This window comes from Nostoc mirabile CHAB5784, from assembly GCF_020829645.1.
GTDB lineage: Bacteria > Cyanobacteriota > Cyanobacteriia > Cyanobacteriales > Nostocaceae > Nostoc > Nostoc mirabile.
On the sequence record NZ_JAIVFS010000096.1, the window covers coordinates 12,137 to 29,436 of the forward strand.

The 17,300-nt window shown below is 41.2% G+C and carries 18 protein-coding genes and 1 pseudogene; 6 read left to right on the forward strand and 13 right to left on the reverse strand.

Annotated features, from left to right (window positions below):
- Window positions 1–190: 190 nt before the first annotated feature.
- Together LC653_RS35450 and LC653_RS35455 are read right to left on the reverse strand one after the other, a co-directional pair.
- Entirely contained in the window at window positions 191–940 is a 750-nt protein-coding gene (locus tag LC653_RS35450) for a transposase (protein ID WP_229499627.1), read from the reverse strand.
- A 13-nt stretch (window positions 941–953) separates the two neighbouring features.
- A complete protein-coding gene (locus LC653_RS35455; RefSeq protein ID WP_229499629.1) occupies window positions 954–1,403 on the reverse strand; it encodes a hypothetical protein in 450 nt (149 codons plus the stop codon).
- A gap of 82 nt (window positions 1,404–1,485) precedes the next feature.
- Between LC653_RS35455 and tnpA the strand changes: the two genes are divergently transcribed.
- A complete protein-coding gene (gene tnpA / locus LC653_RS35460; protein WP_229499631.1) occupies window positions 1,486–1,893 on the forward strand; it encodes an IS200/IS605 family transposase in 408 nt (135 codons plus the stop codon).
- Window positions 1,894–2,188: 295 nt separating this feature from the next.
- On the opposite strand, the gene LC653_RS35465 is transcribed toward tnpA, so the two are convergent.
- Together LC653_RS35465 and LC653_RS35470 are read right to left on the reverse strand one after the other, a co-directional pair.
- A complete protein-coding gene (locus LC653_RS35465; RefSeq protein WP_229499633.1) occupies window positions 2,189–3,517 on the reverse strand; it encodes a hypothetical protein in 1,329 nt (442 codons plus the stop codon).
- A 369-nt stretch (window positions 3,518–3,886) separates the two neighbouring features.
- A complete protein-coding gene (locus LC653_RS35470) occupies window positions 3,887–4,759 on the reverse strand; it encodes an MBL fold metallo-hydrolase (protein WP_308189191.1) in 873 nt (290 codons plus the stop codon).
- Window positions 4,760–4,989: 230 nt separating this feature from the next.
- On the opposite strand from LC653_RS35470, the gene LC653_RS35475 reads away from it, so the two are divergent.
- From LC653_RS35475 to LC653_RS35485, 3 genes are all read left to right on the forward strand, one after another.
- Window positions 4,990–5,256, forward strand: coding sequence for a Precorrin-3B methylase (locus LC653_RS35475; RefSeq protein ID WP_100897963.1), 267 nt, complete (start codon window positions 4,990–4,992; stop codon window positions 5,254–5,256).
- Between the two features lie 1,051 nt (window positions 5,257–6,307).
- Window positions 6,308–6,490 (forward strand): hypothetical protein, encoded by a 183-nt coding sequence (locus tag LC653_RS35480; protein ID WP_109007232.1) that lies wholly within the window; start codon window positions 6,308–6,310, stop codon window positions 6,488–6,490.
- A 286-nt stretch (window positions 6,491–6,776) separates the two neighbouring features.
- Entirely contained in the window at window positions 6,777–6,932 is a 156-nt protein-coding gene (locus LC653_RS35485) for a pentapeptide repeat-containing protein (RefSeq protein WP_229499637.1), read from the forward strand.
- A 386-nt stretch (window positions 6,933–7,318) separates the two neighbouring features.
- On the opposite strand, the gene LC653_RS35490 is transcribed toward LC653_RS35485, so the two are convergent.
- The 4 genes from LC653_RS35490 to rbp all read right to left on the reverse strand — a co-directional run bounded on the left by LC653_RS35490 (window position 7,319) and on the right by rbp (window position 11,003).
- Complete coding sequence (locus LC653_RS35490; RefSeq protein ID WP_229499639.1) at window positions 7,319–8,299, reverse strand: aldo/keto reductase; 981 nt, start codon at window positions 8,297–8,299, stop codon at window positions 7,319–7,321.
- 211 nt (window positions 8,300–8,510) lie between these two features.
- Window positions 8,511–9,206, reverse strand: a complete 696-nt coding sequence (locus LC653_RS35495; RefSeq protein ID WP_229499641.1) for an Npun_F0296 family exosortase-dependent surface protein — start codon at window positions 9,204–9,206, stop codon at window positions 8,511–8,513.
- Window positions 9,207–10,097: 891 nt separating this feature from the next.
- Window positions 10,098–10,613 carry a hypothetical protein gene (locus LC653_RS35500; protein ID WP_229499643.1) on the reverse strand — a complete coding sequence of 172 codons (516 nt, stop codon included), beginning with the start codon at window positions 10,611–10,613 and terminating at the stop codon, window positions 10,098–10,100.
- A gap of 90 nt (window positions 10,614–10,703) precedes the next feature.
- On the reverse strand, window positions 10,704–11,003 hold the full coding sequence (gene rbp / locus LC653_RS35505) for an RNA-binding regulator (protein ID WP_229499645.1): 300 nt from the start codon (window positions 11,001–11,003) through the stop codon (window positions 10,704–10,706).
- A 378-nt stretch (window positions 11,004–11,381) separates the two neighbouring features.
- On the opposite strand from rbp, the gene ilvA reads away from it, so the two are divergent.
- Together ilvA and LC653_RS35515 are read left to right on the forward strand one after the other, a co-directional pair.
- Window positions 11,382–12,893, forward strand: coding sequence for a threonine ammonia-lyase, biosynthetic (ilvA, locus tag LC653_RS35510; RefSeq protein ID WP_229499647.1), 1,512 nt, complete (start codon window positions 11,382–11,384; stop codon window positions 12,891–12,893).
- A gap of 312 nt (window positions 12,894–13,205) precedes the next feature.
- On the forward strand, window positions 13,206–13,883 hold the full coding sequence (locus LC653_RS35515; RefSeq protein ID WP_229499649.1) for a class I SAM-dependent methyltransferase: 678 nt from the start codon (window positions 13,206–13,208) through the stop codon (window positions 13,881–13,883).
- A gap of 559 nt (window positions 13,884–14,442) precedes the next feature.
- Here the strand turns inward: LC653_RS35515 and LC653_RS35520 are convergent.
- The 5 genes and pseudogenes from LC653_RS35520 to LC653_RS48020 all read right to left on the reverse strand — a co-directional run.
- Window positions 14,443–15,480, reverse strand: a complete 1,038-nt coding sequence (locus tag LC653_RS35520) for a hypothetical protein (protein WP_229499650.1) — start codon at window positions 15,478–15,480, stop codon at window positions 14,443–14,445.
- A 10-nt stretch (window positions 15,481–15,490) separates the two neighbouring features.
- Window positions 15,491–15,736, reverse strand: coding sequence for a hypothetical protein (locus LC653_RS35525; protein WP_099099597.1), 246 nt, complete (start codon window positions 15,734–15,736; stop codon window positions 15,491–15,493).
- A 339-nt stretch (window positions 15,737–16,075) separates the two neighbouring features.
- Window positions 16,076–16,291, reverse strand: a complete 216-nt coding sequence (locus LC653_RS35530; RefSeq protein WP_229499652.1) for a hypothetical protein — start codon at window positions 16,289–16,291, stop codon at window positions 16,076–16,078.
- Between the two features lie 290 nt (window positions 16,292–16,581).
- Window positions 16,582–16,968 carry a hypothetical protein gene (locus LC653_RS35535; RefSeq protein ID WP_229499654.1) on the reverse strand — a complete coding sequence of 129 codons (387 nt, stop codon included), beginning with the start codon at window positions 16,966–16,968 and terminating at the stop codon, window positions 16,582–16,584.
- Between the two features lie 243 nt (window positions 16,969–17,211).
- Window positions 17,212–17,300, reverse strand: a pseudogene (locus LC653_RS48020) (IS5/IS1182 family transposase); the annotation flags it as partial.

Below are 17,300 nucleotides of genomic sequence, written 5' to 3' on the forward strand. Positions count from 1 at the left end.
GACCATGCTGTAGGGGCTAAGCTTTGCTGTGCCCTTATGATAGATGTGGTTTTTAAACCCTACATATACTTAGGTTTTTTCAAGCAATCAAATCGGATTGCTATATATCAATTTTGACACTCTCAGGGCTGAAGCCACTGAGATTCTGCGGACAAAAGAGAATTCGGAAGAATCCAAAGTCTAACTCTCGCTACGTTCTCACCCATAAAACGAACAAGTTGTCATTTAACAAGGGATTAAAGTGCGAACTCAATCCGAATTGGATTACCTTGTTAAAGCCTGAAATCCTCCCATTACTGGGTTTCTTCAGAACGAATCGCACACTAGCCTTTGAAGTGTAGGCTTCTTCGGTTTCTTGAAATCTAATGGCGTGTAAATCAGATAGTTGTTTTAATCGGTCTTTCAGTTTACCCAAAGGCATTTGAACAAACTTCTGATAGCGAAGCGGTAGCGAGTCTTCGAGCGTCTTGTTCACTCTACCCATGTTGGCGGCTTCCTTAAAGCCTTCGTTCCACCCGATTACTAGAGTGCCAATACCATATCTAAGGCAGTGGTCAATAATTAACTTTGCTGCTTTGTTAATCCCATCACGCATTTGATGATTGCGCTTACGGGTAACTCGGTCTAGCCAGTTGTCTTTGGAGGCTTCTGGTTTCCCTTCCTTACGTGTCGATACTTTCTTGTTCCATAGCTGATTCATCGCCTTCATCACACGAGCATCAATCAACAAGGAATTATCCAATGTATCAACACAAGCGGCTAAATTATCAGCAGTTCCAAGGTCAATAGACAATGCCTGATTTATGTCTAAGTCGTGTTTTTGTTTGGCTACTTCATAGGAAATTTCCAGGTAAAAAGCACCATTGTTAGGTAAAATTGTAAACTCTTTGACCTTGGAATAATTAATATTTGATGGCATTGGCAAAAAAAACTCAGACACTCCAAACCATCTTCTAACCGTCAAACAAGCGAGAAAATCTCAGTTGCCCATTAACAATAACTGGTTTCTGTCCTCCTGAATTAGGATACGCAACTTTGAACAACTTGGAACCCTTGAGATACCCCGGTGCTTTGGGCTTGAAATGTAGTTGACCCTTGATATATAAATCTCTCAATTCTTTGAAAGATTTAAATGCCTCCGTAACTGACATCAAAGTTTGTTGCATTGGCGTAGAAGGCAGAGATTGAGCAACCATTGACTTTGCAACTGATGGTTCAAAAGCTAAGTCAAACTTGCCTGTTAATAACTTATTTGTCTTAAAAAGCGTTTGACGAGCGAAATAAACTCCACTGTTATAAAGTTTGCTTGATTGCTCACAGAGGTATTCTAAAATGAATAAAGTTTCTTTATCTGCATCAATTAAACATTGTTGCACACCCATGCTTTTATTGGGTTTTGTCACTACTTGCGCCTACAAGATTTAGTTGCCTTATATATAGTAATTGACTATAGTAGATAAGTCAATACATATCTACTAATCTAGGATGCTGACTCAGGAAGATTACAATACCCACAACCACGTCAAGTACTTAATTAACTATCATTTTGTATTTATACCTAAACGTCGGAAAAAAGTTTTGACAGGAGAGATAGCAACTAGAACTAGGCAGATATTTGCTGAATTAGCTATAGAGAAAAATTGGGATATTCTAGCTTTAGAAGTAGCTCCTGACCACATCCACTTGTTTGTTAGCGTCAAGCCCATAGATACACCACATTTAGTAATTAAGGCTTTTAAAGGACGAAGTAGTTATCTTTTAAGAAAAGAATTTCCTGCCCTTTTAAAACTTCCCTCACTATGGACAAGCAGCTATTTTGTAAGTACTGCTGGTAATATAAGTAGTGAGGCAGTTAGAAAGTATATTGAAGATCCTCATCACGCCTCAAACTAAAAAGAAATGCCACTGCCTTTATTACCGCTCGTGCCGCTTCCCTCTCAGGGCTAAAGCCGCGCTCGTTTCCCGCATCCCGCGTATTCCTATGAATTATTTTGACCGAAAACGAAAAGGGTACAGAGCAAGTAAATTTATTTATGGAGAACAGAAAAAATGTATGTAGTGACGCAGAGCGCGAGAAATACTACGTCATTATTACAGAGCAACTAAATTGATTTATGGGGATTATTAATTTTGAATGCGTGAATTTTGAATTTTGAATTTGGAGCGGAGCAACGTGACTCTCTAGAATTTAGCCACCAGGAATCGATGAATCGTTCTTTGGTGGATTATCTTGTTCTGGTGGAAGCGGTTGTTCAGATGAATTATCTTCTGTGGATGTAGATTCTGGCTCTTTTATCATACCATGCTGTTCTTGCCCTCTAAGCCCAAGATATGTTGCGGCACTGATTCCTTGTAGTGCAAGAAGTGTTTCATCAAATTCCGGCATTGCCAGATTTTTAAGGACTTCCCAAACAAAGAATAGTCCGATCGCAACTGTCCAAATAAATGTTTGGAACCGATGAAAGTTGACTCCATTAATATCCGATAATATATCATAGAAAAAACTTTCAGAAACGCGTTGACTACCTTTTCTCTTCTTCTCATTCCCCTGTCCATCAATTAACGAAGTACCAAAGGTGGTTATAGAATTAATTCCCAATAATATTAGTGATTGTTGAGTCAAAATATTGGTATAATCTCCTGTTATGCCGTAGATAATCAGGTAAGAACCAAAAATTAGAAATGTCCAAAAAGCAAGTTGAGATATCGATAGACTGAACGGGTTTCTATTTAATTTTTTCCTGCCAAGAAAAATTTGAGCAATTCGGCTTTTACGATATTCGTTTTTAAGAGCAACCTTTTCTGTGATCAACAGTTCCTGTCCACCAATCACTTCTTTTTGAGAGTAAACCCCTTCGATTCCAGAGCTACGAAGAGTGTTTCGGCAATACCTAATGAACATTAATACAACAGCCACAAGTAGAAGCAGACACAACCAAAATCGCCACGAAAACAGAACTATTGTTAATTGAGGAGGTGAGAAACGATCGCTTACCGGAATTGCAAGCTTCTTGGGACAGCCTACTCCCGCTATCACGTTAATACTGTATCTGCTTCCTCTGCCAAGAAGGGCATTCCATGCAGCTTGAGACGAGTCGGTGCGTTCAAGTCGAAAGGCTAACCAATCATCATCAACAAATTTCCTTTGATCTTTACCCGGAACCATAACGGTGACTGGTTCTCCGTGGACATCCTCTAGTTCATAGCCATCCAGGTACAACACTAATTGTCGAGGATCAAATGAATTGGTGGCATTAGCCGTTGTACTTCTGGTCGCTGCTGATAATCCTTCAACTCTTATCCTGATGCGATCGCCCATTTTAACTTGGTTAAGACCATTGTCGGCAATGACTTGTTGAGTTCTCAGGGCAGGAGGCACTGAACATAGCTGAGGCGATGGCAAATTTATAGAAGGGCCATCTGAACTATCTTGAGCAATTACTGCAAAGTTGATAGTAACAATCAACAGAAAAACTAACAGAAAAATAGCAGTCAATCTTTTAGCATTTCTATACATCACTCGGTATTCCACCAACATTAATTACTATGTCGGTAGTGTAACCATACTTGAGCCATTCAGGGTAACTGAAAGTTTAAAAGTTTAGGTTTAAAAATCCTTCGTTTGGTGTCGTCTGCTATACGCCGGACTGTGGTTTCCCACTTTTGCGATCGCATCAGGGTAAAAGCAGGAGTTGGAGATTGCGATCGCCTCTAGCAAAGATTCTGCTGTTTCTTGGTCTTAATGCTTATTGAATTCCACTTGAGCAGGTATTAAAAGCTTGACAAGCTTAAGTAAGATATTTTACTTTGAATTAAAACTCATCAACGCATCTCAGCAGAACCTTAAAAACCGCATAATTCCGTTGAGATGCATTGAGTTTTTGAGCTAATTGGAAGCTGTTGAGCGCAAATTGTCTTTCTGCAATTGCGAATTATCTTGGTCAGCGAAGGTTTTGAACTCGATTGCATCATGGCTACAAAAGAGGCGCACTTCACTACTGTGGTCGAGCGATAACGCACGTAACTTTTCTTGATTATAAAGTCGAGCCTTGCGATCTACCTCCATGAACCACTGGTAGGCACGTAGACCAGGTGTGCAAACTCGTTTAGGAGAGCCGATTTCGTGGCGGTAAAAGTAAGCATCGCCTGCATGTAAGAGCCAGCCTTCGGATGTCTCAATAGCGATACCTGCATGACCGCGTGTGTGACCGACGAGCGGTATCAGGAGAATTTCGGGCGGTAGTCCTTCGAGGTTACGTACTGCCTCAAAGCCGAACCAAGGTTCACCACCAGGCGAATAATACTTCCAATTTTTTACTTCGTCCCACTGGCCAGGGCGGTAACGTCGAGATGAAACAAAGCCTTGCCGTTCCTTCGCTGCTTCAATCTCATTGAGCATTACATGCACGGTTGCTTCGGGAAAATCTTCCAACCCGCCTGCATGGTCAAAATCGAGGTGAGTAAGCACTATATGGCGGACATCGCGCGGGTTTAAACCGAGCTGCTCAATAGCTGCAACCGCCGTGTATTTTTCTTCAAACTTGATCCGATTCAAATTCATGAAGAAGGGGCTGAGTCTTGATAATGGCGCTTTGACATCGCGCTGACCGAAGCCTGTATCTATAAGAACGAGTCCCTGATTTGTCTCAATGAGCAGACAGTGACAGACGAGACAGGCTGTTAGTCCACGACTAAAACCGTCGAAGAGTGCCCCACCAATCGGGCACATACAACCGCAATTAAGATGATGAATACGCATAAATTATTCTACCGAGCATCAATCTCTCTTAAAGATGAAAAAATATGAATAATCACCATACTTAGGAGTGAACAAATTTATGTTTTCACAGAATTTAATTGCTGAGTTACTTTTGCAATCTGTGTCTAAAGTCTAGTAAAATCGATTTGCGGGTTTGACTTGTTTAGGTTGTAATTGTGAGAATGAGTCTGACTCGCTACGATCGCATTAGAAATTTATCGCATCTGAGTATGGCAAAGCAGGACGCTCCACTCACAGGAGAAGCGCTAATTAAAGAAGTCTGTCGGCGGATTCGGGTAGCCCGCAGCTATTGGGATGCTCACAATAACGCTGCCTGTCGGGGTGAGCGCGATCGCGCAATCTTCCTTTACAATACACTGAGCAAGGAACAAAAAGAGCAGATTCCGCAAGTGTTGCGGGTATGGCTGCGCTATCGCAGTGAGAAGTACTTTGGCGCACACCGAACACCGCCCAAATCGGCACGAAAATCAAAATAGTCCTTATTAGGTATGATATTCAGTGCATCACAGCTACAGCAATTGACATTCACCCCAGCCATAAATGGCTATGTATTTCGGACTGAGTAATTGTACTCTTGACAATGGAGGAATTTGAACTGTAAGAATGTAGATCAATGACAATCATAGTGATGTTTACTGCGATCGCTAAGGCTGTAATAGCTAGTTTGGACTTGAGAAGATGCAATAATTTCATGGCGGTGAGGAACGTAATTATTTGACACTCACCGCGCCTTTAGGCGCGGTGATTCTTGGTTCAACGAGTCCACTTAGAATAGGTTCCTTACGTTACCTAAGCCAGAGGTGGTTCTCTCCCCAAGCGTTAACTTTTGGTCTGCCCGACCATAGTTGCAAAGAGTGCAAAATTTGTTTTGGCTCAGTGCTGCAAGTCTTGCCCCTGTGAATCTTTTACCTACTTTCAGGATGTGCAAAAGCACTACTAGAACAACTTGTAGAACCCCTTAGATTCAATTGTCAAGGTACAGCGTCTACGTGTTAGGTAGCAATTGGGTTTTTAGACAGGTTGATTACCCTTCCTGTTCACCTAATTTTACCATCAAAGCCGTCCTATAAGGACGGGGTTTTAAACCCAATTTTTTGATAACAGGGTTCCCATTTGATGGGATATGATCGCACCCTCACCACATTTGATAGACCACAATCTAAAATTGAGTATAATTTAATAGTATAAATACGGCGATAGGTCAATTCCACGGAAGACCAAGGTTGTGTTGCGATCGCCCTTCATATTTAAACTGCAAAACAGAGACTTGTAATGCCGAATTGGCAAAATATTTCTTTCTTCTATTGAAATACTGCCTTAACTTCAACTTTTTCTTAAAATAAAAATGCAAAGAGTTGATAGCAGTATGGTAAATGCCAGTTGAATAGATAACTTTTAGCAAAGTTCGTTAAGCACGTCAAATTTAGGTCGGTTGTTACACACACCAGTCTAATTGTGATTAGTCATAATGTAGTGTAGTAGTGCAATATATCGCGCTGTTACAAAAGCTAAATACAGAGGTAAACTATGTTTCCTTTTTGGGGTAATGCCTGTTATGGAAGCGAACCCATTTCGCGCAAAGCTGGCTTAGAGCGGAAATTAAAATTCTTGATTTGGATGCGAGATGATTTAGAGTCTAGACTGGCTGGCATTAATGCTTCTATTGAGACCATTCGGCAGCAAATAGAACGCTCAGACTCAGCTGCTTAGAACTTAGTTCTTGCATTTGTACTTAAACTGATTGTAACTCCCTTGTGACTGGGCGCTGTAGATGGGCTGCAAAGCGTGTTGTAAGTCTTTGTGCAGCGCTCTGTCACTAGCTAGCGCACAAAAGGAAAAGAGGCAGTCTTAAAAAACGAAGCCCAGTTTTTTGTAATAGTGTCTGGTAGAACTAACTTTCAATTATTTATTCAAGGCAGAGATAGAGTAAGCAGAGTTTATTAATATCTTGAAGTTAGAGCCGTAATCGTCACTTAACGCCCCAAAACTTATAGAAATGAAAGTTAACCTAACTGATGCAGATTTAACAGGAGCTAATCTATCGCTAGCTGACCTCAGAGGCGCAAATTTTCACTTCTGCAATTTGAGTGGGGCGAACCTAACAGGTGCTAAGTTAATTGAAAGTGACTTGGCTTTTGCTAAACATAATTAAGAGATTTATGAGAAGAATTCAGAACTCAGGAGCGGAGCCGGAGACGCTCCGCGGAGGCGTCAGAATTCAGTATAAATTCTGTACGACACTTCGACAAGCTCAGTGACCACTGGGTTTTGAATATTGGTTTAAAACCATACTTCGCCCCGCTACGCGCTTTCGTCCCTGGCGATGTCCTGAGCTTGTCAAAGGGTGGGCAAAAGTAGTGTTAAAAATTTTCGCCTTAAAACTCTATCCTTTTATGGGTAGAGTATTCACCAATTCTGAATTCTGTATTCTGACTCCTGTTTTATGTCGGAATTTCTGTAAAATCCAAGTATTTTTCTTCTCCCACTTAAACTAGGTTTTTGCAATGATTCATATTCAAATTCAGCAACGTTGAAATCTTACTTAGTTTGAAATATATTTTGTACCATTTTTTTGTCTGCATTCGCCGCCGCCCTATCCAACTCTGCAATCTCACTGGAGTCTAATTGCCAACCCAATGCACCAATATTCTCCCTCCCCTGTTCGACGCTCTTTGCTCCAGGGATAGGAATGGTTCCTTTACAGATGCACCAATTAATTGCTACCTGAGACATAGTTTTGTTTCTGGACTGTGCCACCTCTTGTAAACATGCCAAAAGCGATCGCATTCCTGGTAATATCTGCCTAAACAGCAGACCTCGGATGCCTTTGGGCAAAGGGCCTTGCTCAGAGTATTTTCCTGTCAGTAGTCCCAAAGCTAGAGGGCTGTAAGCAATCAGTTTTATTCCCAACTCATCACAAAGGTCTTTGAGCTTTAGTTGGGTGACAGGATATGTAGATAACAAAGAGTATTGAACTTGCAAAGTACTAATAGAAATGCCTCGTTCAGCAAACTTTTTCTGCACTTGCTTAAGCCGTTTAGGCCCATAATTGGATAGTCCCACTCCAATGACTAGTCCTTGCTCATACAAATCGGCAAGACCATCCAGCAGCCCTCCTTCTTGCCAAGGAGCATAGTTTGCTGTAGACCAGTGCATCTGTACCAAATCTACGTTTCTTCCCAGGCGTTGGGCAGATGACTTGCAAGCCTTTATCATCGATTGACGTGTCCATCTCCACGGGTAAGCAGCAAGCTTAGTCGCAATACAAATATTTTCTTTGCCTGAACCTACATATTCTTGGCTGAATCGTCCCAGGAGTAGCTCACTGCGACCATTCAATCTCCCAGTTCCGTAAGAATCACCTGTATCAAATAAAGTCACACCGTTGCTTACACAAAGGTTAAACACCGCTTGTAACTGGTCATCCATACTTTCGTCATATCCCCAAAGCAGTTGGTTGCCCCAGGCCCAAGTCCCGCAGCCCATACTTGGGAGGGAGAGTTTTTGGAGAGTTTGCATCTTTGCTCTCTGTAGATTGCTTTATTAATTATCAGGCATAAGGTATGGGATTCCCGCCGATTTGCATTGAATTTTGAATTGCTAATTTTTGCGTATTCGCTTTTTTTGATGATATCAAAATTAAAACCCAGCATTTTTTGCTGGGTTTTATATCTTAAAACGAGAAAGATATTGTTATTTTTTAAATCGGTGTGAATAGATTATTTTAAACTCATTTTGATTTCCGTTTCAGAAATGAACCAGCACTCACAACACCAAACGCTAACAAGCCCAATATTGCAGTAGGTTCGGGGACACTAGCTAGCTTGTAACTATGGTTATCAGTTTCAAATGCAATACCAGTTGTACTGAAAACTACTTTATCAAAAGTCTCTCCTTTACTAGTATCTGCTAACAAATTAACATAGACATTATTTGTAGGACTAGTCTGATTACCATCGGCTGAAGCGCCTGGAACAGAACTGCCATTAAATGTTGCTATTAGATTACTTCCGCTATAGACCGAAACATAGTTATATGCGTCTATAGACCCCCAGTAAAAGCCAAAGTAATCAATAGGATTAGCAAAGGTAATAGTTTCATTACCACTTCCTGGAATATTCTGAAGACCTGAGGGCGCAACTGTTAGGTAATAGCTGTTATCACCCAAGGGGGTAGCATATTGATTAGTTACACTTCCTTTGACAATTCCATTGCTTCCAGAGTAAGTAGCAAATCCTTTTGGATCAGTTGCTGTCCCTGAATTGAAGTCGATCGTTGTAGTTCCTGGAGTATTAGTCTTTTGACCTTCTCCTGCAACAGATGTGGAATTTCCTTTAGTCAGGCTAACAGCGCCAGCAGGGTTAGCACTCATGAAAAAAACTGCTGTTCCAACTAAGGCTAATGATAGTTTTTGGAGAGTAGACATTGATTTATTTACCTACGCATTTGATATGCATAGCTTGGCATGTCAAGCTGGAAATTATGTAGTACTCAGAAATTATTTTTACAAAAAAAATGTATTAATTGCATCAATTTGAAGATAGGAAAAAGCTATTAAAATTTAAAAAAATTTAGATTTAATGCTGTGCAACTGGCATCTTTACATCTTTATTATTTATTCATAAAGAATCTGAAGATAATTCAGAAAATATCTGAATATATATAGGACTGATATTTTATTTGTGAAATACACGTAGGGGAGCCAGTCGTGTGGTCAAAAGAGGCAAGGGAGCAGGGGGCGCTTTGCTTAGGGGAAAGACTGAGACGGAGCTTGTACTCCGCCCCAGTTCAAGCGTCCTTTATGACGGGGCTTCGTACCCGTGTTTCGCTCCGCTTCACGCTCAAGGGATAGGCTTGCTCCCCCAGCAAGAACTGCTCCCTTCCCCCCTGCCTCTTCGGTGAGGCAGTCGCTCAGAGGGGGTTCCCCCCAGGAGGAACTGCCTTCATGGTTTCCCGACTTGAGCGAACTGGCGTTGTGTTAGACGAAAGTACGGCACTGTCCGAAGATTTTGGTGCGTTACGGACTCCGTACTAACGCACCCTACATATACTTAGATTTTTTACGCAATCAAATAGGATTGCTGTATATGTAGAATATGTAGGCAAATATTAAAGTTGTAAGTAAGTAGGCGTGAATAATTAAAGGTTTGTAGTAAGGGCTTCAGCCCTGAAAATAGGGCTAAAGCCCTTACTACAAGCCAATTAAATTAATTTTACATTGCATAACATAGTTTGATTTATTCTTGCCCACTTACTTATGATTTTTCATTATGGTAGACGTTAAAATTTACGCTCTACCATTTTTTATGCGTACAGATTATATTTCGGATAAGTCTATTGTGGAATTTGCAAGGAGCCAAGCTTTCTGAGTCCATGCGTTATTAAATAACCCGACTTCTGGCACTTCTAATTCAAATGAATGGGGTGGTGATTGTAGCAACAAGGGCGAACCTTTGTCATGGGACTCAACTAAATTAACTATCCAGGGAAGAAAGTCTAAAATTTCTTTTGGTAGTACAGTTAACTCAAAGTCCCACATCAAATTAAGACCTCGGCAGACTTGTCCTTTTCTGAACGTCGTGACTCTACCAGCACTCTTGTTAATAGCCAGTCGAAGAATGAATGGGCGGAATGGGACAAATTCATCAGGTGCTGTATAAGCGTATACATTTAGATAGTTCAGTCTCTGCCTATGATCCATCCAAGATGCGATCGGTGAATTACTACTATAAGATGTACCAGTTATGCTCACCGGCATATTCATAGCAGCAGCAAAGTTAGAGTAGAACTCACGCCTTAGTTCGCTAACAATATGTTTAGCTTCTGGGTTCATTGGTAAATACTCCAGTCAACCAAAGCACAAAAAAAGGCAGACGCCTTGTCTGCCCTCAAGACTTTAGAGTTAAATTCTTAGTTTTAAACCTTAATAGCGGCGAGAAGAACCACCATCACCTCGTCTACCGCCAGAGGAACCTCCGTCTGTTTTGGGCTTGGCTTTATTAACTTTTAAGCTCCGACCCATCCACTCAGCAGTATCAAGGGCCTCAATCGCTGCTGTTTCTTGTGCGTCTGATTCCATTTCTACAAAGCCGAAACCTCTCATCCGACCTGTTTCTCGGTCGATAGGCAATTGAACATTTTTTACCGTTCCGTATTCTGCAAAGACTTGCCGGAGGTCATCTTCTTTAACCTCATAAGATAGGTTACCGACGTAAATTGACATAGAATGTCTCCAGAATCAGGGGGTGTAGAGATTTAGATCCGGAGAGGTCTGTAATACAAGTATATATAAAAACAAACTACACAGCCGAATTTAATCTTTCACGCATACTTTAACATAAATTGAGAAGTTATGTTCATAAGCAACATTATACTTATCGGACAGTTAGCGAAACTCGTTTAAAATAAATCTACCAGTGATCGCACTGAATTTGACGTCACTAAAAAAATTCAATTACTGAACTTATTTCTCTTCAAACAGTAGTAATTTGTAAATTTTATTCACTCAAAATTTTGAGAAAGTGCAATTAAATAAAACCAGTGCGATCGCTTGTAACGTAAAATTAGTTTCCATCCGGCATTTGCTAACACCTTGACGCCCATGTTTTGCGACTACCTCATCCAAATCTTGACTGCCCGTGTGTACGATGTTGCCCAGGAAACACCACTGGAGTATGCCCCAAATTTGTCTGCGCGGCTGAATAATCAACTGCTGCTGAAACGTGAGGATATGCAGTCAGTATTTTCTTTTAAACTGCGTGGTGCTTATAACAAAATGGTGCAGCTACCACCAGATATATTGGCACAGGGTGTAATCGCAGCATCTGCGGGGAACCATGCTCAGGGAGTCGCCCTTGCAGCCAATCGCTTGGGAACCAAAGCGATTATCGTTATGCCAATAACCACGCCCCAAGTCAAGGTGGATGCGGTTAGAATGAGGGGCGGAGCAGTCGTCTTACATGGAAACACCTACGACGATGCTTATAGCTATGCCCGTGAATTAGAAATAGAAAAAGGTTTGACGTTTATTCATCCTTTTGATGATCCTCATGTCATTGCTGGACAGGGAACAATTGGGATGGAAATTTTACGACAATATCAGCAACCCATCCATGCGATTTTTGTAGCGATTGGAGGGGGCGGATTAATTTCTGGGGTTGGGGCTTATGTAAAACGCTTGCGTCCCGAAATCAAGATTATTGGCGTTGAACCAGTAGATGCTGATGCGATGTCTCAATCGCTAAAAGCCGGACATCGCGTGCGCTTGTCTCAAGTGGGGTTATTTGCTGATGGCGTGGCGGTGCGAGAAGTAGGTGAAGAAACCTTCCGTTTGTGTCAGCAGTATGTAGATGAAATTATTTTGGTGGATACAGACGATACTTGTGCTGCGATTAAAGATGTGTTTGAGGATACGCGATCAATTTTAGAACCAGCCGGTGCATTAGCGATCGCAGCTGCCAAAGCCTACGCCGAACGAGAGCAAATCGAAGGACAAACCTTAATTGCTGTCGCCTGTGGTGCAAACATGAATTTTGATCGCCTCCGCTTTGTGGCAGAACGGGCAGAGTTGGGCGAACGCCGCGAAGCCATCTTTGCAGTCACAATTCCAGAGGAACGGGGAAGTATTCGCCAGTTTTGTGAATGTATTGGCAACCGTAATCTTACAGAGTTTAATTATCGCATTGCCGATGAAAAAACAGCCCATATTTTTGTCGGTGTGCAAATTCAAAATCGTGCTGATGCTGCAAAGATGGTAGAAAACTTTGAAGCTCAAGGATTTGAAACTCTTGATTTAACAGACGACGAACTAACTAAATTACATCTGCGGCACATGGTGGGTGGGCATTCTCTCCTGGCTCATAATGAATTGCTCTACCGTTTTGAGTTTCCCGAACGTCCCGGTGCATTGATGAAGTTTGTTACTTCCATGAGTCCTGACTGGAATATTAGTCTTTTTCACTACCGCAACAATGGGGCAGACTACGGACGAATCGTTGTTGGTATCCAGGTTCCCCCGCACGAGATGGAAGAGTGGCAAGCTTTTCTCGATAACCTGGGCTATCGCTATTGGGATGAAAACAAGAATCCGGCATACAAGCTGTTTTTGGGATAGACCTCTTCTGTGACTTTCGGCAGAGAATAATCTATCACTGTTAGTTTTATGTACTTTTGTAACTAATAACATTTAAATAAAAAATTGGGGTGTGATTGTTCAATTCATGGCTGTATCTGAGATTCAGGATATGCATAATATTTTCTTTTTCAAAAGGGAAAAGTTTTTGATAAAAACTACTTGATTAGGCTTGTATGCTACCTAAATTTTGATGTTATTTTTAGGGTAATGTTATGACCTCAAAGTCTGCTTGTTTGATTTTTCTCACTAGTTATTGAGTGACATTAGAAAATAAACTTTCAAAAGGGAACAATGATGATGAAATTAAAAACGGTAACTAAAGAGCTTTTACCACCTATTGTGCTTAAGTTGATCAAGTCTTTTCGTAATTCTCAACCTATTAAGTATGAAAATGGTTCTGAGCAGACTTATGAGTATTACGAGAATAAGTCTCGTGAACTCGATAGTTGGCGTATTCACTACTCAAAAAGTGAATATTACCCACTGTGGTCAGTCATAGTCGACCGCATCCAGCGTGTAGATACAAAATCTCTGCTTGAGATCGGATGTGGAAGTGGACAATTAGCTGCTTTGATTCGCGATAAAGGGATTACTAAATATATAGGTTTAGATTTTAGTCCTAACTTGATTGCTCTTGCAAGAAAAGCTTGTCCTGAATTTGATTTTGTTATAGCTAATGCCTTGGAGACAGACCTGTTCTACACTCATGATTATGATACAGTAGTAACTACTGAATTTCTAGAACATGTTGAACGTGATATTGAAGTAATTGAAAATATCCGCAAGGGTACACGTTTTTATGGAAGCGTACCAAATTTTCCCTGGATATCCCATGTACGCTATTTTAATAGTGTTCAGGAAGTTTATGACAGATATGCTCAGTATTTTGATTCATTTAGAGTAGATACACTTCTTAGCATCCACAACAATTCAACAGTGTATTACCTTTTGGAGGGTGTAAAAAGCTAGGTTGTGTCTGTAAATTCAACAATTGAAGGAGGCAGGAGGCAGAAGGCAGGAGGCAGAAGGTTTTACCTCAGTTGGGGATTCAGACCCCTCCTGAATAAGAGCCACCAAATTAAAAATTTGGTGGGGGTCTTAAACCCTTGTTCCCTTCCGGTCACAGCAGGAGTTAGGGGTCAGTTTTCCTCCTGCCTCCTGCCCCCTAACTCCTGCCTTCAACGATAAATGTCCCTCTTCAGGTTTTTTCAAGACAGATGTAGGGGGTAGAGAAAATATACGGGAGATGAGGAAGCAGGGGAGTACGGGAAGAAGAATTGGCGTTGCATAACAGTGGGATGGATTGGGCAGGCAGGGGAAGCAGAGGGAGAATTTTGGAAGTTGCTAAATCATCCCGCAACTATGCAACGCCGAAGAATTAATAACCAATACCCAATACCCCATGCTCCTCAATAGTGTTGAGTGCTGAGTGCTGAGTAGGGAATCTCACTTCTTTACTCAGAACGGGCTAAACCTTAGCTATCCGCTAACGGAACTCGGAACTGTTTTGCCCCATGCCCATACCAATTTAGCGAGAACTACCCTCCAATATCATATTGGAGTCCCAAGTATAGAAGCCAATTTGGTTAGGAACCCTAGAGAATCTGCCTGTTCGATAGCCTCTAGATAATTCGTTCAGTACCTTATTTTTGACCTCTCGAAGTTGCTGAGAATCTAGTTCTCCATAAATTCCGGCGATGACTTCAGCAACGCTGAAAACTTGACCTGGATTTTCTTCAAACAGAGAGGTGAGGGCATCAATTAAGAATTGACCCTCAAAGGCTTTGAGCATCGGTACTGCTTTTGTCGGGGGTACAAAAGGCTTCTTGTTTTTGTTTTTGATGCTCCTAGAAGCAGCATTGCGGTTACTTGGAGCTACCAAACTTAAATCCAGAGTATAACAACCTGGCTCATCAGGAATAGTTACCCAGTAATTCCTTTCTCTGCCTTGGGTCAGGGAAGATTGAACCCTACCTTTAACTACTTTGAATAGATTGGAATCTAACTCTCCATAAAGCGATCGCACGATAAAATCGATATGACACACAGTACCTATCTGCTCTTGCAATAGCTGTTTTATGGCTTCCATTCGTGAAAGAGCGTGCTGATACTGGGGTAGCATGGGGATTTCTGCCACCTTTGTTGAACTATCGTTGTTCTCTGGGGCGATCTTTGGATCTGGCGATGTAGTTGAAGGTTGACCCTCTTTTGTATCAACAGCAGAAAAAGAATTATCGATCTCAACCAAGTCTTTGTCTGTAAGTTCTGACTGTACAGACTCCACCAAGTTGATTTCGTCGATGTCATCAAGAGGTGATAAAAACCGCAGAGGGCCTTCTTGGGAAACATTTGAGGTTTCATCAGCCGACGTCAGACTTGATATCTGATTGTTGGCATCAGAAAAAGACCAGTTAGACAACAACGCTTCTACATGAGCCAGCTGCTCCCGCGCCTGCACAAAGAGGCGTTCATACTCTTCTGTGAGGCGAGCATAATAGTCTCGTAATTCCAACAGTGGTGAGACAAAGGTGCCAGGAGGTGGTTCTAATTGTCCATTTTGAGTCATAAGGCTTTAATTAATTTAAATCGATGTCACTTTTGTAAGACATTGCTCTGGGTTTTGCTTTGTGAGATGCTGGCTGGGATTTCTTAGGCGGTTGGGGAGGGCGACATCTCTCACAATATAAAGGTCGAGGCCCGAAAGTCTCGCGCTTTGTCAGATCGTTACACTCTTTACAGACAAACTGGAAAACACGAGTATGAATCTGTCTTTTGTGCGCCCTGACAGTATATTCCCTAACATCAATGAATTTACTTGCCATAATCAGGATTGTGAATTGGTCTGGTATGAATGTCCTATCAATATAGCTATTCAAGCAAATCAAGCTGCATCAGTGTGTGTTTATGTAGAAGTTTTATTCAAATCAGTGAATTTGACACCTACCATAAAGTGCAGATGAGGAACTTAAGAGTTAGCTATTGACTATTCTCTCAGGATATAATTTGTGATGAGCAAACACTACTACACTTCATCATCTCTAAGAGCGCGATCGCCTCGCCTTATGCCTGCCTTATGCTGCTCCTTGGTCATAATCGTTATCGAACAAGATATTGGCTAACCATGCTTTAAATTCAGGATCATCAGTAAATTTACGGTATGCTTATGTATGGTCGAAGATGAACTCCTGAAACTTATTGACTAGCTTTTTCTCGAAGGTGATTCTGGCATTTTGGCGGTCTGAGTATTTCTTGGCGTTCTGATATTCTTCGTCTTTGCTGACTTCGGCGGGTAATTCTTCAAACAAGAAGCGACGCACTTTATCTTTTTCTGTCCACTGAATATTACCGAAGCGATCGTTCACTGAATTATTACACACAATAATTTTTAATTAAGCCGTTCAAAAAAGGTGATTTTAAATCGGCCATCGCTTTCGTAGAATACTGCATTAGAGTTATTCAGAGTTTGAGCAAGTACATTAGTATTAGCAGTACCACTGAATAATAATCTAGCAACATTATTCCCAGAGCTATCAGTTAACTCAAAATAAATTTCTTGGTTAACAATCTTTTGGCTAATATAAAAAGTAAAACATACTCGCATTGGAATAGTGAAACTAGTTAATGACCTAATAATAGTTTCACTATTTGCAGTAGTTCCCCCAGAAATCTATAGTTCAGAATTACTAACAGTAATTGTTTGTCCTGCCCCTGTCTGAATAGTCTGCCAAACGGTAGAACTTAAAGAGCTTCCAGCAAAGTCTTCTCGAAATTTATTAGAAATATTTCTAACTAGTACTGGGTTTGTCGTTGATGGTATTGCAGTGAGGATAGACTGTAAAGTGGTAGCTACGGATCTTAATTTTGCATGAATAGAACCAGTAATACTAGCTGCATCACTAGCTAATCCTGCAAAGGTGGCAAAGATCCCGTCAGTGGCAAGAGTAACTGGTATTGCATTTGCAGCAGTGTTTGCACCTAAAAAAGGAATGCGATCGCTAATTAATTTCCAAATTGCAGACAACCAACCAAATAATCCTACGCCGCCGATTGGCATTGCTACGCCATCAATGGAGGTATCCCCAATGCGATCGCGTATCTCAGTTTCTCGTGTGATTTGTGTGGCTTGATTAGCGGCAGAAGCATCGCCACCACCCCCACCGAACTAAAAATATATTATCCGACAAACATACACCGCTACTTAGGGGAGGTGGAATAACAGGTTTTTTATTAACCTTCCAATATCCTTTAGGTGCTTTATTACTTAGAGGCTGTTTGAAAAGTTTTGAGAAGTTAAATGTTATGCTAGTCGCCTTACCATAATACGGATGATAGCAAGGTAGATAAATGTCTCCGATGTTTCAGGCAATAATTCATAGTCTCTAACCA

Excerpts from the sequence above, each read along its gene's own strand:
- tnpA (WP_229499631.1), top strand. The coding sequence starts at position 1,486 with ATGCTGACTCAGGAAGATTACAATACCCACAACCACGTCAAGTACTTA.
- LC653_RS35465 (WP_229499633.1), bottom strand. The coding sequence starts at position 3,517 with ATGTATAGAAATGCTAAAAGATTGACTGCTATTTTTCTGTTAGTTTTT.
- LC653_RS35470 (WP_308189191.1), bottom strand. The coding sequence starts at position 4,759 with ATGCGTATTCATCATCTTAATTGCGGTTGTATGTGCCCGATTGGTGGG.
- LC653_RS35475 (WP_100897963.1), top strand. The coding sequence starts at position 4,990 with ATGGCAAAGCAGGACGCTCCACTCACAGGAGAAGCGCTAATTAAAGAA.
- LC653_RS35480 (WP_109007232.1), top strand. The coding sequence starts at position 6,308 with ATGTTTCCTTTTTGGGGTAATGCCTGTTATGGAAGCGAACCCATTTCG.
- LC653_RS35485 (WP_229499637.1), top strand. The coding sequence starts at position 6,777 with ATGAAAGTTAACCTAACTGATGCAGATTTAACAGGAGCTAATCTATCG.
- LC653_RS35490 (WP_229499639.1), bottom strand. The coding sequence starts at position 8,299 with ATGCAAACTCTCCAAAAACTCTCCCTCCCAAGTATGGGCTGCGGGACT.
- LC653_RS35495 (WP_229499641.1), bottom strand. The coding sequence starts at position 9,206 with ATGTCTACTCTCCAAAAACTATCATTAGCCTTAGTTGGAACAGCAGTT.
- LC653_RS35500 (WP_229499643.1), bottom strand. The coding sequence starts at position 10,613 with ATGAACCCAGAAGCTAAACATATTGTTAGCGAACTAAGGCGTGAGTTC.
- rbp (WP_229499645.1), bottom strand. The coding sequence starts at position 11,003 with ATGTCAATTTACGTCGGTAACCTATCTTATGAGGTTAAAGAAGATGAC.
- ilvA (WP_229499647.1), top strand. The coding sequence starts at position 11,382 with ATGTTTTGCGACTACCTCATCCAAATCTTGACTGCCCGTGTGTACGAT.
- LC653_RS35515 (WP_229499649.1), top strand. The coding sequence starts at position 13,206 with ATGATGATGAAATTAAAAACGGTAACTAAAGAGCTTTTACCACCTATT.
- LC653_RS35520 (WP_229499650.1), bottom strand. The coding sequence starts at position 15,480 with ATGACTCAAAATGGACAATTAGAACCACCTCCTGGCACCTTTGTCTCA.
- LC653_RS35525 (WP_099099597.1), bottom strand. The coding sequence starts at position 15,736 with ATGGCAAGTAAATTCATTGATGTTAGGGAATATACTGTCAGGGCGCAC.
- LC653_RS35535 (WP_229499654.1), bottom strand. The coding sequence starts at position 16,968 with ATGCCAATCGGCGGCGTAGGATTATTTGGTTGGTTGTCTGCAATTTGG.